This is a genomic window from Methylocapsa acidiphila B2, from assembly GCF_000427445.1.
Taxonomy (GTDB): Bacteria; Pseudomonadota; Alphaproteobacteria; order Rhizobiales; family Beijerinckiaceae; genus Methylocapsa; species Methylocapsa acidiphila.
Map to the genome: position 1 here is coordinate 562210 of NZ_KE386496.1, position 15208 is coordinate 577417.

Annotated in this window: 15 protein-coding genes and 1 tRNA gene; 5 read left to right on the forward strand and 11 right to left on the reverse strand. The window is 60.4% G+C overall.

Features of this window, described 5'->3' with window-relative positions; translation table 11 throughout:
- Positions 1-340 precede the first annotated feature (340 nt).
- Positions 341-847, reverse strand: a complete 507-nt coding sequence (locus METAC_RS0104065; RefSeq protein WP_026606030.1) for a CAP domain-containing protein — start codon at positions 845-847, stop codon at positions 341-343.
- Between the two features lie 314 nt (positions 848-1161).
- Between METAC_RS0104065 and METAC_RS0104075 the strand changes: the two genes are divergently transcribed.
- The 4 genes from METAC_RS0104075 (at position 1162) to METAC_RS0104090 (ending at position 5663) form a co-directional block, all read left to right on the forward strand.
- Positions 1162-1237 (forward strand) — tRNA-Glu (locus tag METAC_RS0104075).
- Positions 1238-1434: 197 nt separating this feature from the next.
- Positions 1435-2073: an SOS response-associated peptidase gene (locus METAC_RS0104080; protein WP_026606031.1), complete on the forward strand. Its 639-nt coding sequence runs from the start codon at positions 1435-1437 to the stop codon at positions 2071-2073.
- Positions 2074-2481: 408 nt separating this feature from the next.
- Positions 2482-3198: a hypothetical protein gene (locus tag METAC_RS0104085; protein WP_026606032.1), complete on the forward strand. Its 717-nt coding sequence runs from the start codon at positions 2482-2484 to the stop codon at positions 3196-3198.
- A complete protein-coding gene (locus METAC_RS0104090; protein WP_026606033.1) occupies positions 3198-5663 on the forward strand; it encodes a tetratricopeptide repeat protein in 2466 nt (821 codons plus the stop codon). The genes METAC_RS0104085 and METAC_RS0104090 overlap by 1 nt, the downstream gene beginning before the upstream one ends.
- A gap of 442 nt (positions 5664-6105) precedes the next feature.
- On the opposite strand, the gene METAC_RS26315 is transcribed toward METAC_RS0104090, so the two are convergent.
- The 8 genes from METAC_RS26315 to METAC_RS22275 all read right to left on the reverse strand — a co-directional run bounded on the left by METAC_RS26315 (position 6106) and on the right by METAC_RS22275 (position 13143).
- Positions 6106-6279, reverse strand: coding sequence for a hypothetical protein (locus METAC_RS26315; RefSeq protein WP_156898104.1), 174 nt, complete (start codon positions 6277-6279; stop codon positions 6106-6108).
- Positions 6280-6407: 128 nt separating this feature from the next.
- Positions 6408-7412 (reverse strand): HNH endonuclease, encoded by a 1005-nt coding sequence (locus tag METAC_RS26715; RefSeq protein ID WP_051335372.1) that lies wholly within the window; start codon positions 7410-7412, stop codon positions 6408-6410.
- A 201-nt stretch (positions 7413-7613) separates the two neighbouring features.
- Positions 7614-7898 (reverse strand): hypothetical protein, encoded by a 285-nt coding sequence (locus tag METAC_RS0104105; protein WP_026606034.1) that lies wholly within the window; start codon positions 7896-7898, stop codon positions 7614-7616.
- A gap of 4 nt (positions 7899-7902) precedes the next feature.
- A complete protein-coding gene (locus tag METAC_RS0104110; protein ID WP_026606035.1) occupies positions 7903-9678 on the reverse strand; it encodes a hypothetical protein in 1776 nt (591 codons plus the stop codon).
- The gene (locus METAC_RS0104115; protein WP_026606036.1) at positions 9678-11444 is read right to left on the reverse strand and encodes a hypothetical protein; all 1767 of its coding nucleotides are present in this window, start codon (positions 11442-11444) and stop codon (positions 9678-9680) included. Before METAC_RS0104115 ends, METAC_RS0104110 begins: the two co-directional genes overlap by 1 nt.
- Positions 11441-12151 carry a hypothetical protein gene (locus METAC_RS0104120; RefSeq protein WP_156898105.1) on the reverse strand — a complete coding sequence of 237 codons (711 nt, stop codon included), beginning with the start codon at positions 12149-12151 and terminating at the stop codon, positions 11441-11443. The genes METAC_RS0104115 and METAC_RS0104120 overlap by 4 nt, the downstream gene beginning before the upstream one ends.
- A gap of 344 nt (positions 12152-12495) precedes the next feature.
- Entirely contained in the window at positions 12496-12738 is a 243-nt protein-coding gene (locus METAC_RS0104125; RefSeq protein ID WP_156898106.1) for a hypothetical protein, read from the reverse strand.
- A gap of 117 nt (positions 12739-12855) precedes the next feature.
- The gene (locus METAC_RS22275) at positions 12856-13143 is read right to left on the reverse strand and encodes a helix-turn-helix transcriptional regulator (protein ID WP_036255268.1); all 288 of its coding nucleotides are present in this window, start codon (positions 13141-13143) and stop codon (positions 12856-12858) included.
- A gap of 776 nt (positions 13144-13919) precedes the next feature.
- On the opposite strand from METAC_RS22275, the gene METAC_RS0104140 reads away from it, so the two are divergent.
- Entirely contained in the window at positions 13920-14471 is a 552-nt protein-coding gene (locus tag METAC_RS0104140) for a recombinase family protein (protein WP_026606040.1), read from the forward strand.
- A 5-nt stretch (positions 14472-14476) separates the two neighbouring features.
- Here METAC_RS0104140 and METAC_RS0104145 read toward each other — a convergent pair whose 3' ends face one another.
- Both METAC_RS0104145 and METAC_RS26720 read right to left on the reverse strand, forming a co-directional pair.
- On the reverse strand, positions 14477-14833 hold the full coding sequence (locus METAC_RS0104145) for a hypothetical protein (protein WP_026606041.1): 357 nt from the start codon (positions 14831-14833) through the stop codon (positions 14477-14479).
- The gene (locus METAC_RS26720; protein WP_198017164.1) at positions 14830-15183 is read right to left on the reverse strand and encodes a hypothetical protein; all 354 of its coding nucleotides are present in this window, start codon (positions 15181-15183) and stop codon (positions 14830-14832) included. Before METAC_RS26720 ends, METAC_RS0104145 begins: the two co-directional genes overlap by 4 nt.
- Positions 15184-15208: the final 25 nt, after the last annotated feature.

Here is a 15208-nt window from a genome sequence, read left to right on the forward strand (position 1 = left end):
CCCGCGGACAGGGGGGCCGCTCGATGCGCAATAGCTCAAATTTCAAATGCTCAAGCGCCTTCTCGTCAATCGCCGAGACTAATGCTCGATGTCTAGCGACGGGATATTCCCAGATGAGGCCGGCGTGAAACTTTCTTATGCGCCGTATGATCTAAAATACCTCGCATTTGGCCGCCGATTCGGCGAAAAAGCGAAATATTTCCAGCTGAAGCGGAAATATTAAAGCGCGGGTCTCCGCTCTGGACGCCTGCGAATCCATCGCTTCGCTTTCTTACCGGCAAGCATAAGACGCTGATCTCATCCACGCTAGGCCTCGCAGTTCCCAGCGCCGATCGCGCTGTCAATCGCTCATGATCAGCGCCCAGTAGACTTTATAGCGCGTGCCTGGCGCATAGGCTGTCGCAACGCCCAGGCGGCGCATATGCGGGTCGAGCAGATTGGCGTTATGACCCGGAGAGTGGCGCCAACCTGCCATCACGTCCGCCAAGGCAAAATAGCCCGCGGAAACATTTTCGACGGCGGTCCTTTGGCCGAGCTTCGCCGCGTCGAGGCGTTTTCTCAGCGTCCCCTCAACCTCATGGCTCAATTGATCTTGCGCGGCCATGGCGTTGGCCTGCGCCTGCGCGAGTTTCTGCAGAATTGGATCGGGCTCGACCGCGGAAAACGCATGTTCGCGCCGATATTGCGAGATCGCGTCCGCTGCGGCTGCGGGATCGACATGCGTCTGACTCGCGGCGCACTCCCGCGGAGAAGCTTCGATTAGAGCTGATCGCCGCGGCTCCTCGGCGCAGGATGCGAGCAGGAGCGACATGATGAGGGACGTCGAGCGAAAGGCGCATTTTTGCATGGGTGTGCGGACGCTCTGAAAAGATCATGCCCTTGGCGTTCATCGTTGCGCGATTTTGCGAGGAGGCGGCGCCTTTCGCAAGGCTTTGGTCCCGCTTCGATCTTTCGCCGTGGAGAGATCTGCGCCGCAGAGGGCTCGCGGAGGAGGGCGGGCGCCTGAACCGGAGCGCTTGCCGCGGCGGCGCGTCTAATGAATAGGGGCGCTTAATGAGTTGGTGCGGCAATGCCTGAGCTGGGGCGGAAGTCCGCCTGAAGTTCTCCAATGTGCTTGCAGCGTAAGTCTGCGCGTTATAGAACCCGGTTTGATCGCTTCAAGCTCCCTTCGTCTAGCGGTCTAGGACGTCGCCCTCTCACGGCGAAAACAGGGGTTCGAGTCCCCTAGGGAGCGCCAAGCAAATCAATAACTTAGATTGATTTTCACCTTCGTCTCACACAGCTGTCTCACACAAGCGCTTCCTGCCTTTTGGAGCGAATGCGCCGATAGCCCGCGATCTGACGCGAAGAGCTTTTCCAGTAAGATTGCGGCGGCGCGCTTGAAGACAGCGGCTGAGCATTGACCGAATCGGCCGGAGCCGATCTCCTGCGCCCATGGGCAATCTTTACAGTCTCACCAGAAGCCAAGGGGCCATGCGCCGGCTTTTTCGGATCAAGCGCGATCTGACCGGCAACCTACCGGCCCTGCCGGCGGTCTATCCTGGCACCCTAGCGCCCGTGATCCATTTCGCGCTGGGCGGTGAGCGCGAGCTTTCCTTGATGCGCTGGGGCTTCCCGCCGCCGCCAAACCTCGGCAAGGCTCCTGTCACGAATGTGCGCAATCTGAAGTCGCCCTGTTGGCGCGGCTGGCTGAAGGCGAAATGGCGCTGCCTCGTGCCGGCGACGTCGTTTTACGAATGGACCGACAGCCGGCCAAAAGTCACGCATTGGTTCGCCCTCGACGAGAGCCGGCCGATTTTCGCTTTCGCGGGGATTTGGCGCTTATGGACGGGCGAGCGGAAGGGCGAGACGGGCGAGCATCGGCTCTTTGCGTTTTTGACGACGGAGTCGAATGACGTCGTGCGGCCGATCCACGCCAAGGCCATGCCCGTTCTGTTCACGACGGCCGAGGAATGGGGCGCCTGGCTCACGTTTCCTGTCGACGAAGCGACGGCTCTGCAGAGGCCTTTGTCGAATGAGGCACCACGGATCGTCGCGACGGAGGAGAAGAGCCATCGAGCCCCTCTTCCATAGCTATTAGAAAAATCCGAGCCTCTTCGGGGTCGGTTCGATCGTGGTGTGCATTGCGCCAGAAACGGCTATCGAAAGCGTCCCTAATGCAGGTTTAGAATGCTTTGCTCCTTATATCTTAATAGTGAGGCACTTGGCAGGACACCGTCAAAGAGGCACAAAAGCGGGCATGCCGACCCGCCGACCGAGGACAGTAGCCGAATGTCCCTCGTTGCTCCTTAACTTCGAAATCAGCCGTTCCCCTAGCCAAAGACGCTTTAATCCCTGTAAACAGTACATGTTATGGTGTTAAAATGCAAAGTTTGCGGCGCGCCAGTTCCTCCTGAAAAGAGGGACTGCCAAGCCTGTGGCGAAGACAATGGCGCTCCCAATGTTCGACTGGCTCAGTCTGAAGCCGAGCGAAAGGCTCTGATGCGCCGACTGAAGGACTCTGAAACCTCAACCAAGGCCCGCAACTGCGGCGATGTGCTTGACCGTTTCGCCGACGCGGTTCTCACGTCTTACGCTGTAATCGCGCGATCACTTGCCGTTGTCCAGGATTTGGTTGAAGGAGGTCGAACGTACACTAATTACCATAGACAACTAGCCTCGGGCGCGAGGCTAGCCGAAGACAATGAGTGGGACCGGACCCGGACTCAGGTGGATGCCGCGCTGTTTCCTAACTTCCATCAAGAGGTTGTTTTTGCTTCGCTAAGCCTCGATTGTCGTGGAATGTCGGGGTATGGCGAGTATGTGATGGTGCTAAAGGAGCCTCTGATCGCCCGACGGGCATCTGTTTTCGAAGCAAACCCCTACGACCTTGTCGATAAGCTAGGCTGGTTATTAACTAAGCCAATTCCGCCTGGCTATCGGGCGCCTTGGAATGAGAGGCAGCTGCTTGCAAAGGCGAAACTTCATTCAGAGCTGACGGCAGCCACAGCAGATGCCGACTTCCCGTCGATCTTAGCCTGTGACCGCGGCGGTACGGGGAATAGCGACTTTATCGAGGTGCATATTTACGGTCCCTTGAACATGCACACGATAGAGAAGGTGGTTGGTCCGAAGCCCCGGACCAGAGAGGATCGTTTGATCTTCAAGCGGCTCGAGCAAAAGCTCTCTGAGATCGGCGCAAAGCTGGAGACGACGTGATGGAAGCTTTAATTTCGGGCGTCGCCGCGCGGGTAGTATTTCTGTCCGGCGCAGAAGTGTCTTACATCGACGCTGAGCAGCCCACGGAAAGACACGTCTCCAACCGCGCTTCACTACCGTATCTTCTTGCGGACGCCTATGACGTCGAATTATTGAGTGACGCCACGGTAGAGCAAGCGTTCGACATCCTTCTAAAAAAGTGGAGCATAGACAGATCGCTGAGAATGCTTCAGGTTGCTCTCGATTCTGAAGAATCTGCGGCGATGCGCGAAGAAGCTGCATCTTATCTTTCTTCCCTCATTCGGCCGCAGGGCGTTAGAGGTGGCGTAGAGAACGCTGCGTTCTCATTGGCATTGCCTGAGAGTTCTGATGCAAACGAGCTGGAAAACCTTTCGTGGCGGGATAACGACCTTTCCGAACTACTAGGAAAACTGATTTCCCACCAAGGTGAGATCGTAGCTGTACGACGTGCCTGGGATTCCCTGCCGGACCAGTTGTTTATTGGTCACCAAAACCGCAGCCGTGCGGAGTTAGTTGCAGTTTCGACCGGGGCTTTTCGAGAACTGGCCGAGGCTTTGAAGGATTTGGCGCGTCTAGAAAGTGCCATTTCCAACTGCTACTTCAAGCTCAAATCGCAGCCAAATTACAGAGAGATTGTCCAGCAATGGACCGGGAATTTTGCCAATAAGAATATAAGGCGCAGAACGAAGCGCAATAACGAGATTTACGAGAAATTAACAGAAGAGGATGAGTCGTACATCTCATTCTTGTCTACTCCAATACATGAACAGTTCGTCAATGTTAGCAAACAAAAACGTGGTATTGTTGAACAATTAGAAAAAGGAAATGATAGTCGCGCCCGCAGTTTCACGGAGCAACTAATTAATTCCCAACTTTTGAATGGGAAACCTGAGTACGCTGCGAAGTCACTATGTTCTCTGGCGCAGGAGGCGCGGCGTGTCGGCAACACTAATCTGCAATTGGAATGGGTTCATCGAGCAACACAGATTGCGCCTGAAGACGCTTGGGCTCACGGCCAGGCTGGGGATGTATACTTTTCCGTGGCTCGCTTCAACGAAGCGTACAGCGAGTACGAAGCTGCAAGCCGTTGGGGTATGGGCCGTCGTGGAGAAACCGGTCAAGCAAAAGTCCTTGCAGCGACTGGTCACTTGGATGATGCGCTGAAATTGTGTGCACTCGTCATCGCCAAATACCCAAACGATCCCGAAGCTTATAGCTCTCGCGCGCAATACAGCGAGATACTACGCGAGATGTGGCGCCTTGAAGATGCGCTCCTATCTTATGAGGAAGCCGTTGAGAAGTATCCCGACCAACGCGCCCTGCGCTGTGGTCGGGCTGCCGTTTTATCTGATATGTCTCGGCTTACCGAAGCGTTGGAAGCTTATAATGGAGTCATTCGTGACTTTCCAGGCGACGTTTTTGCCATGACAGGTCGTGCGGATGTTTTGAAGAACCTTGGAGAGTTGGAGGCGTCGCTTGACGCCTACAATGAAGCTATTGCGCAGTTTCCTTTCGAGCCGGTTCCACTTTGCGGAAAAGCTGAAGTGCTGCGCTCGATGGGCCGATTTGACGATGCATTTGCAACCTATCGCGATGCTAAAGAACGGTTCCCTTATCACCCTGGCGCATTTTCCGGGGTTGCAGAAGTTTACAACGACCTAGAGAACTTCGATGCTGCTCTCGCTGCTTACGAAGAGGCCCTAAAGCAGTTCACGCATGACCGCAGAGTTCGGAACGGCCACGCCAACACGCTGCGATATGCTGGGCGCTTCCACGAAGCTCTACAGGAATACGAACGCATCGTTCACCAGTTTCCATACGACCTTGTAAGTCTCTGCGCTCGAGCGAATATGTTGAAGGCTCTCGGCCATTATGACGACGCGCTAAGGGCTTACGACGCAGTGCTGGATCAGCGTCCAAATTACTCATATGCGCGTCACGCGAAAGCAGCGATATACGTGATCCAAAGTGAATTCGATAAGGCTATAGAGCTAATTCCTGATCGCATTCCTAGAACGTCATCCGATTGGGTTGCACTTCATACTCGCGGTATGCTGCATCTAAGGAAAGAGGAATTTGAAGCAGCTCTAGACATCTTTACCAAAGGCGTCCTTGGAAGCCCCTTTCACGAGAATCGACGTTACTTTGAAAATGCGTTGGCGGCCACAAAGCTTCGCCTCGGCCATTTCCAAGAAGCGATCAATCATATTCGGCACACAGATACCGTAGTGTCGCACTTGTTTATGTCGCACTCATACGCTGCCTTGGGTAATGTCGAAGAGGCTCGAAAGGAGCTCGCCGCTGTTAACGACAATTCTTTACCGTCATTGATTGAGTTGAGGGATGAAATAGCTGCCCAGTTCAGATTAGTTGACCACCCTCCACAGCGGGGGCGAGCTTGGCTCCTTGATCGAGAAAGCGAAGTTCTACTTCAAGCAGCGTGATGTGATGTTGGCGAGTGAGGTGTCTCAAGTGAGCTACCTAAGAGGGGTACGGTGAGGACTCATGTTTTTGGAAGACGACAGACCTTTCTGACGCATCTCCCTCGCCGCTATCCCACCAGAGCCTTAAGGCCTTTTTCTGCGTAAGGCCGTGGCCTTCCGGGACAGTCCGCTTCTTTTCACGAGCGGCGTCATTGTGGACACAACCTGCGGCTTTTGCGCTAGTCTTTGGCGGCCTTCGACCAATCAACAGGCAGTGCCGCCTTGAATCGTCTACAGATGCGGGTGACGATCAAATCCGACGCGTGGTTTGCTGCCACAGCCAGTCCCCCCGACAAAGCGCAGCCTCTTAGGCAGGTTCGCGGGAGATCTGAGGGCGTCGGCGACGCCAGATCCTCAAAGAACGCACCGCAGCGCTCCACTCCAGGGTTCGGCGGCAAGCAGATCACGCCCTCCCCCCCACTAGATGCGCGAGCAGATCCGTTATCCGCACGTCGGCGCCGTATTTGTCGGCGAGCCGGGCGAGACGCTTGCTCCCGTGCCGGCTGCATTTGGTGCAGGCGAGCCAAACCCGTACATAGGGATGAGGCCAGGGTGTCGTCGTCCGTGTATAGAACATTAGCGCGCGATCAAGGGCCTGTGATCGCCGCCGTCCAAGTCGCCGTTGCGCAAGAAGCAGACATGCAATACCGCGTTGAAGCCGGTCAAGGTAGAACCGCTTCCGAATTGCGTTGGACCGGTGTTTCATCACGTCGGTGTCGCGACGGGGACTGATGGTTCGACGGGGTTTGCCGGATATTCCTTTAGGCGCATAACCTTCGCAATCGTTGCGTGCCGAACGGTTTCCTTGTCGACGCCGAAATGCAATCTCCTATGACAATTTGGGCAGACCGCCACAGCGTTGTCGGTCTGATCCGGCCCGCCCTCCGCTAACGGCCGCACGTGATGGACCTCGAGAAAGGGCTCCCCGCTAGCATCTTTAAACGGCGCAGGGAGATCACAAACCTCACAAGTGCCACCGGCGGCGATCAAGACCCACCCGATCACATTAGGGTCGCGCAAATAACGCGTATATGAAGCTGTTGTCTTTCCGACGGCGCCAGTACCGGCAGGCGGAGGATTCGAAGCTCCGGCTTCCTCCATTTTTCGCTTCGCGCGACGCACCCGGTTACGAAGTTCGTTCGGATCGGAGGTCGGTTGTTCGGGTTGCAACGTTCGGTAGTCGGTCGGCTCAGCATCCGATCGGTGTAAGGGCACCGACCCGCGATCGTCGGCCGGCGCTATTCCCCTATTTCGTGCCAGCCGATCTTCCAGCTCACCCGCGGTGCGGCCGATCGCATCGGGCCACTGGAGAGTAAGCCGGAGCTTTTTGGTCGGATTGCCGCCCTTCTTGCCAGGTTTACGGCCGAGCGCTGCCGACTCCCGCCCAAGTTCGTGTCGAAATCTCTCGAGGTTGCCGAGGGCGGCCAGATCCAGAGGAAATGAAAAGCTGGGCGCAGAAATGCGCCGCCGCTCGGCGGCCCAATTGCGCGTCACGTTGCTGTAGACCTCGACGTCAGTCAGTTTCGCCGACTCTTGGCCTAGACGCCGGAGCAAGAGCTCAAGACCGAGGGCGTAATCAGCGTTGCGAGGCGGCCGTGGTCCGCCCTCCCCACCACCCCGAGACTCTATAACGAGGTAAGCACCGTCGGGCGCAGGCTCGACGGTGAAGATTGCATCGAGTTCATGTCCTTTGTCGTCAAGCGGTTTCATTGCAATCTCCGCGTGGGTGGGTCGCCCCCTAATCAGCGAGGACTTTTGACCTTCGCTTGGGCACCAAAGACGACACAGGTGATCGTTGCAGGGGCGGCGAACCAATGGTTCTAATCGCCGAGCTTGAAGGCGACCTCTTAAAATTCAGCGCTTCCGACCTTCCAAGAGTCGTAGACCTCTTACCATCCGCCCACCACTCTTCTAAAAGCTCAGTTCTCCGGTAAGCTCACGCGCTATGGCCGGAGCCACGGCCGGCGCTGCGATGATCTCGCGCCGCTCGACCAGCCTGGCGACTGGACGTTGGACAGTTAGCCGGTAGGCGAGCGCCGCGTGCTCGCGGCAATAGGGACACGGGAGGCGTCCGACCAAGCGGCCCCGTTCGATCGGAGCGCCGCAATAGAGAATCGCGCCGCGGCGGCCCCCGGCTGAGGCATCGGCGACAGGCCAGCGACAATCCCCGCGCTCGAGATCTTCGATCGTCAGCACGCCCTCAGCGCCCCGCCGGGGCGAACATATCGGAAAGCCCTCGGCTCTCAGTGAGCCCTAAGGCCGCTGCGCCTGCGCGTTGCGCCGCCGGAGGATTGGACCGCAACCGCGTCACCGCCTGGTTTCTGAGATAGGCTTGGATCGGCGTCGACATGAGCGCGCGCCCCGCGAGCGCCGGTGCGGCGACAGAAGCCACGGCCGCCGCGGGATGGCCGGCGATCAAAGCGCCGACAGCGCCGCCGCCTTCAAGCGCGCCTATCATGCGCATCGCTTGCTGACGCGGGACAGTCCCGGAGTTCGGCAGGGGTGGTAAGACGCCTGCTCCGGCGCGCGCGAGCTCGACGAGATCGCCATGACCTCTCACATAGTCGGATTTCGACCGAGCCGCGACGGCCGAACGCAGCTGCGCAGGCGAGAGTGCGCCTTGCGCCGTCTGTTCCCCGGCGCCGGCCATCGCCTTCTCCAGCGTTTTCATGTTCCCGTAATGCCGGCGCGCTTCGTTCCATGCCGCGGCGTCGGCCGGCGAGATCGAGCGCGTCATGGCCGCGTCCATCGCGTCCCGAACGCCTCGCAGCGCGTCGGCTGCCGGCGGATCGGCGAAGCGAAGGGCGTCGGCCTGCTTCGTCAACATTGAGCGCGTGTTTTGATAGCGCTCGCCATGAAGGGCGAAAGACGGGTCGGAGAGGTCGGCGATGATATTTTCGATCATCGGCCGTTGCTGCGCCGGGACGGCCGCGTTGCGGTAATCGCGCCGGACCGTGTCGATAGCGTCACGGAACGCCTGGTCTTTCGCCATCACGTTCCGGCTCGACAGGTCGTTGAACCTGTCGCCGATCGCCCGCGCCCCTTGGCGCATCACGTCCGGCGTGGCGAGCTGACCTTCAACCGGCGCGACGCCCATGCGCGCGAGGCCGGCGTTTGTGAATTGGCTTCTCTGACGCTCTGCAATGCGCTCGGCGCCGCCCCCAGCAAAGGGCGCGTCGCTGATCGCGCTTTCGAGCCATTGAAGCGGCTTGCTTCCGGTTTCCTGTCCCGCGGTCATCTCGACGCCTTCACGGCGAAGAGCGTCGACTAGCGGCCGGCGGGCTTCGGGGATCGTCAGAGGGCTGACCACTCGGCTCGGCGCATTGAGGATGGCAGGTCCTGCGAAGCTCCCCAGGACGCCGGCCACGGCCCGCGCCGCCGGCTCCCACTTCGTGCCTTTCGTCGCTTGGCCCGCGGCTTCCGACGTCACACCAGGGACGACGCCAAAGCGGATTGCGTTGAGCGCGCGAGCCGCCGTGCTGCCGGGCATGGCGATCGCGCCAGGGATCATCTCGCCGACGGTGCGCGCGTAGGCCGCTGTTTTGGATTGCGGCTCATGCAGCGCCCTGTCGAGATTGGCCCGAAACGCGTCTTCAGCGCCGTTGACGCCAAAGCCGCCTTCCTTTTGCGCTTGCTCCCGCTTCGCCTTCGTCTCGGCGGACACTGGCGGCATTCCGAGCGCGTAGCGCCCTGCGCCCTCAACAGCGCCGACGATGGTGTGCATGGCGCGCTGGCCCAAGTTCCCGAGCGTGACCGGCGTCAAGGCGAGCTCCGACGCGCCGCGCACGACGCCGCTCCCCAAAGATTTCAGCGCATCCATTGTGGGACTGTCTTTGGCTGCCGCGGGCGGGCGCGCTTGCCGGCGCGCGATCTCGGCTGCAAACGGATTGCTGCTCTTGGCCGACGCGGCGGGCGCCGCGGGCTCCCGGCTTTGTCGGCGCGTGATCTCGACCGCGAAGGGGTTCTCTTCGCTCATTACTGACCGTCCCTACCGAGAGCGCGCATGAGGTTTTGCATGAAAGGCGTCGTCATCGACGCCGGGCCGACGGGGAGAGGCTGCGGCTGAAGCATTTGCGGCGGCGCTGTCATCCGCGGTTGCGATTGCGCCGGCGCGACGGGAGGCGTGCTCGGCGTGGCGGGAGCCGTCGGCGCAGCTGTTTCCACGTCATCGGCAGCGGCCGGGACGGCGGGCGCCTGAGCAGCGCCGCCCGAAGCAGCCAGAGCGGCCGGCGTGGGGGCGGCTGGGGCGCTAGTCGCCCAAGTCGCCGGAGAAGCGGCGCTTGAAGCGGCCGGAGCGCTGCTCGGCGCTGACGAGCCGGGAGCAGGAGCCGGCGGAGCCGCTTGAGAGTTGAGCTCGTCATAGCGAGCGCGAAGCGCCGGCAAATGCTCGTCGGGAACGGTGCTTGGATCGAGCGTCTTGATTTGATCAAGCGTCATCGTGCTCGGATCGAGCGGCGCCGGCGCCGGCGTTCCGACAGACGCGCTCTTGACCGACGGAACAGCCCCGCTTTCGATCGCAGCGACATCCTGCTTGCCGAGCGGCCGGCTTGGATCGAACGGAGACATGATCGGGTGAGCGGCATAATAGTTTTGCACCGTCGCCGCCCAATTCTCGCGGTTCTTCGGGTCGGTCGCCAGCTGCGCCAGCGCCAGTTTATCCCGCTGGTCTTGCTCCATGACGTCGAGCATGGCGAGAGAGCCGCTTTTTGATTGCGAAAGACCCGGCTTGGCCTCCAAAGCCCGCAAGAACTCGGCTTGAGCCGGGCGCGGCGAGATCGCCTTTGACGCGGCCGTCGCCAAACGGAACCCGACGCTGTTGATCAAATCGGCTTCCGGGACGCCCGCGAGATCTTCGCCCACAATGTTGCCGAGCGCCCGCCTGGCCTTCAGCGCATATTCGGCGGCCGGGCCGTAAGTGATATTGTCGCCGCCCCTTTGGATGGCGTCGCGCATGGTGCCGATGTCGTTCAGCACAGAAGGCGCGGTCCCGCCGGCGGCGGCGACGTCGCCGATTTGCTTGCCGACGGCCTCGCCATAAGACCTATTTATCGCGCTCTCAGGCCCGCCGATGTTGATTTGTTGACCGCCGCCTTGAGAGAGCGCCCAACGCTGCATCGGCGTCGGATTGGCGTATTCGGCCGGCGTCATGGCGGCAGTGATCCTCGCCGCGACGTTCGTGTTCGTCTCGGGCTTCGTGACGTCCTTGTCGACGCCTTTGAGCGTCGAGACTTCGCCGGTCGCCGGGTCAGTGCGGAAGAGGGTGACGCCGGGAGCGGCCGACGCCTGGCCGTAAATCGGCGCGCGGTTCGGATCGCCTGGAAATTGGATGCTCTGGTCTTGAGACAGCACCTTCGGTCCGAACATCTCAGTGAGCTTCAAGTCCTTCTCGGCAGCTTCCTTCTGCGTCTGCGAAGCGCGCGATCCGGCGTAGCCGTGGAGCGCGATGTTGCCCATGTCGAGCGATGCAGGCGTTGCTCCAATCCGTTGCGATAGGGCAAACTCGTACGCGGCTTGCGGGTTGGCATATCCCGCGTCTTGAAAATCTTGAACGTCAGCCTCGTCGCGGGCGATCTTCGCGCGCGCGGCCTCTTGCCGTTGCGCAGCGGCGCGCTCGGATTTGATCTTTCCCGAAAGATAAATGTCGGTCCCGCTCGGCGGCGTAAACAGGCGGCTGAGATTGTCGAACCCGGCCTGAATGCCGTTCCCGGCGCTGCCGTTCGTGTACCAGGGGTTGGTTTTCACCGGCGAAGCTCCACGACATTATCGCCGCGATCGGCGTTGGATTGGGGCGGCGTCGGCGTCGGGCTGGCGGCGTTGACCCGGCGCGCCAGAGACACAACCTGTACGTCTTGAAGCTTGTGGATGTTGAACACAGCGGCCGCGCGGGCGGCCTCGAGATCGTCGCGCAGCCCTTCCATCGCCTGGGCGTTCAAGAGAAATTCCAGCTCGGCGCGGAACACTTTGGCTGCGGCCGTCGAGAAAGCCAGATCGGCCGCCGCGAAATCGAGTTCCTCGCCGCTGGTGTGTACCGGCACTTTGCCGGCGAGCGGGTCGCCTTGCTCCAAAACGGCGGCGTCGCCGAAATCCGACCAACAGCGTGTAAGACCTTCGAGCCCTTCAAAACCGAGGTCGAGAGCGGGCCGGAGCCGGTCCGGCGCGACTTTCTCGACGTGCGCGCGTGCACGGCGGATCTCGGCCACGATGCCGGCGGCGGAAAGATCGTCGCCCCACTCTGGATAGTCGGTGCAGGTGTCGGGGCCTTCGTACTCGACGGAAATGCGCGGCCCGCGCGAGCTTGAGATTAGCGCTTCGACGGCCTCCAGAAGCGCCTCAATCGGCGTATCGCTGAACCGGACGCGCACGAACTTCGTGTGAACGAACTCAGGTCCGGAGTTGCTGCGCATGAAGCGCGCAAACTCATCAAAAACGTCCTGTGGTGTTTGCGCCATCGGCGTCGCCTTCTGTTGCAGCGCGCGCCGCATTAATTACAGCTCGCTCGCTCTTACGAGCTGTAATATAAAAACCCGACTTTGTCAAGTTTGTGCCTGTTACATGGCGGGGCAGCGCGCGATGCGGCTTTTTGTTGGATTGTGTTGAATTAGCCGGGTGGGCCTGGCGCCACGGCCTGGCCGCCGGCATAGATGCGAGCAAAAGTTCGGGAGCGGCGAATTTTGGGGTGTGCGTGGGGAGCCGCTCAGGGGTGGTCGGCGGAGTGTGCCGGCAGGGTGGCGGGCCGGCCCTCCCGCCGCGCCTGCCAGACCCCTGACCGGCCGACGCCGGCCGCGCGCGTCGATCAGCGCAGCGCGCGCTCGGAACCCTCTTCGCCCTCAACCGGTAGGCCGCGCCGTCGGAGCTCGGCCCGAAGCATAATCAGCGATACTTGCGCGCGGTCTCGTATGCGCCGGGCCTCATCCGTGCACCGACGCTTGATCGCCGGGCTTTTGGTCGCTTTGGCGAGCGCGGCGAGGGCGGCCAAGGCCGCTTTGATTTCGGCCGCATTGGTCGCCGTGTTGAGTGCTTTGATTGCGGAAAACATCGCAGCCTCATCCATGCGCAAACCTCAACTCTCGGGGAGCTTGGTAGGTTGGACCGATTATGCCACGCGGGCAAGTTCAAAATATCGACGATTAGGCGGCATTGAGGAGCGCCTCCACTAGCCCCGTGAGCGAGAGTGATTGTGCTGCATCCAAACCAGTCTCGCGCGTCGAGATGCCTTCTCTTCCCTAGCCCTTTGTTGTGCCGCCGGGTCTGTCTCCTCCCGCGTTTGGCGCTTTCGCTTCTCTAAGAGTGCGAGAAGATCCGCCTCGTCAATGAGCACGGGGCGGCCGGGGATGTAGGGCAGCTGGCCCGAATTGCGCAGCCGCTTCACAGTTGACGTCGAGCAGCAAAGCCGCTCTGCGACTTCGCTCTCAAGCAAAAGTGTAATCTGCTTCGACGTCATCGGGGTCGGTAAACTTTATCGCGGCGTTTCGCTCTTCGCCTTTCCCCTCCCGATCGAGACCCGCGCCGAGCGACGCTTCCCTTGAGCGCCGATAGGGCCGCGCCGGATACCTCGAACCGATAGCCTCGACATGGTGCGACGGGCTCTCCGCTCTTCGGCAAAGGCCGCCGCGAACGCCTTTTCGATTGGCGCGCCGGAGCCGCTCCACGATAATTCGGTCTGCGGATCGGTCATGATGACGCGCCACGCTCTACCTTTCGCGCGGTAAGCGTCGACTTCAAGGCCGCGAGTCGCTATGTCCTCAAACATAGCTAAGAGCGTCGAGTTGTCTTTCGGCGCAGGGGCGTTTGTTGTGATAGTTATTATGGAGACTCTCTTGTGGGGAAATTGAGTTGACGACCAATAGGTGCGCACACCACGAGTTTACCGTCAAGAATTTTGTGTATAAGTCATTGATTTTATGTATGTATTAAGGACGTCTGTAATACAGACAAAAGAAAGCTCGCATCTATAGCCTTGAAACTGAGCGGCTTATTTGCATCGCTATCCGTTCAGAACTGTAGGGCGTTGTAGGATTGCCGCGCGCCGTCACCTCGCAGGCGAGCGCGCCGAGCGCCATTGTGTGGGCCGGCGCAAGCCGATCAAAAGAGCTTGGCCTCGTGACAGCCCGAGCAAGGCCTGATATTGCCTATCACACACATTGTTGTTGACTTTTGATAGGCTAGCTATCACATTGTCTTTACTTCTAGTGATAGGGTTTAGCGGGGGTTACGGCGATGATAATCGGGTATGCGCGGACAAGCACAGTTGAGCAGAAAGCCGGTTTCGAGGCGCAAGAGCGCGATCTAAAGGCCGCCGGCGTCGAGCGGGTTTTCATGGAGCAAACGTCATCCGTCGGCCCGCGTAAGGAGCTCGAAGCCGCGATTGATTTCGCCCGCGAAGGCGACGTTTTTGTCGTGACCAAGCTCGACCGGCTTGCTCGTTCGCTAGCGCACGTGCTCCAGATAGACGCGCGACTTGAGGCGAAGGGCGTGACGCTTAGGATTATGGCGCTTGGGATCGACACGGCGACGCCAACGGGTCGGTTGATGCTCGGCATGCTCGGGTCCGTGGCTCAATTCGAACGTGAAATAATGCTCGAGCGGCAAAGAGAGGGCATCGCGAAGGCCAAAGGCGAGGGAAAATACAAGGGCCGGGCGCCAACGGCCCGCGCGAAGGCGGACGAAATCGTCGCGCTGGCGGCGCAAGGCAAGACGCGAGAGGCCATCGCCAAGGAATTGGGCGTTGGCGTCGCGTCGGTCTACCGCGCCTTGAAGGCCGCGGCATAAAAGGGTCAGTCGAAGCAAGGGGGCAAGCCGGCGGCTGATGCGCCTGCCTCGCCTCGCGCAAGATCGCGCTCCGCCTGTTTCAGGACGCGCTCGGCCTTTTTTACCGCACGGTCCAGTTCGCTAGGCGTCATCTGGGAAAACGGCTTGGCGTCATCAAGCTCGTTCGCTTTGTCGAAAATCCCGCTCGCGCGCAAGATCGCGACGCCAGCTGTCGCCCGTGCTGGCGCAGGCGCCTTCGTGTCCTTCGCGACGGCTAGGAGCGCCGTGTAGGCGGCTCTCGCGCCGTCGCGCCGGATTTCCCGCCGCAGATCATCAAAATCGGTCGACGTCTGCGGTTCGTTGGCTTGCTTCTTCGTGGTCATGCAAACACCCCTTCTCGATAAGTTCGCCAATCAATCGAGCCGGCCGGAGCCTGCGGCGGGCGTGGAGCGGCCTTCGCCGCTTTCGGTGGCCTGCCACGCCGCTTTTTGAGCGGCGGACGCTCAGCGGCCGGGGCTGGCCGGTTTTCGGCCGCCGCGATGAGCTCCTGAAGCCACGCGGCGTTCTTGCGCGCCTGCTTTTGGCGCTCGCGGCCTGACTTCGGCCCAGGCAGTCGGTTTCGCATTGCGGCGCTCCGCCGCTCGAAAAGCTCGCGCTCGGCCGGCGTCATCGCGGCGACCTTTTCGGCGCGCGCCTTCGCCGCCTTCGCCCGTCGGGCTTCGACAAGCTTCACTTTGCGCGCGACGGCGGCCTCTCTC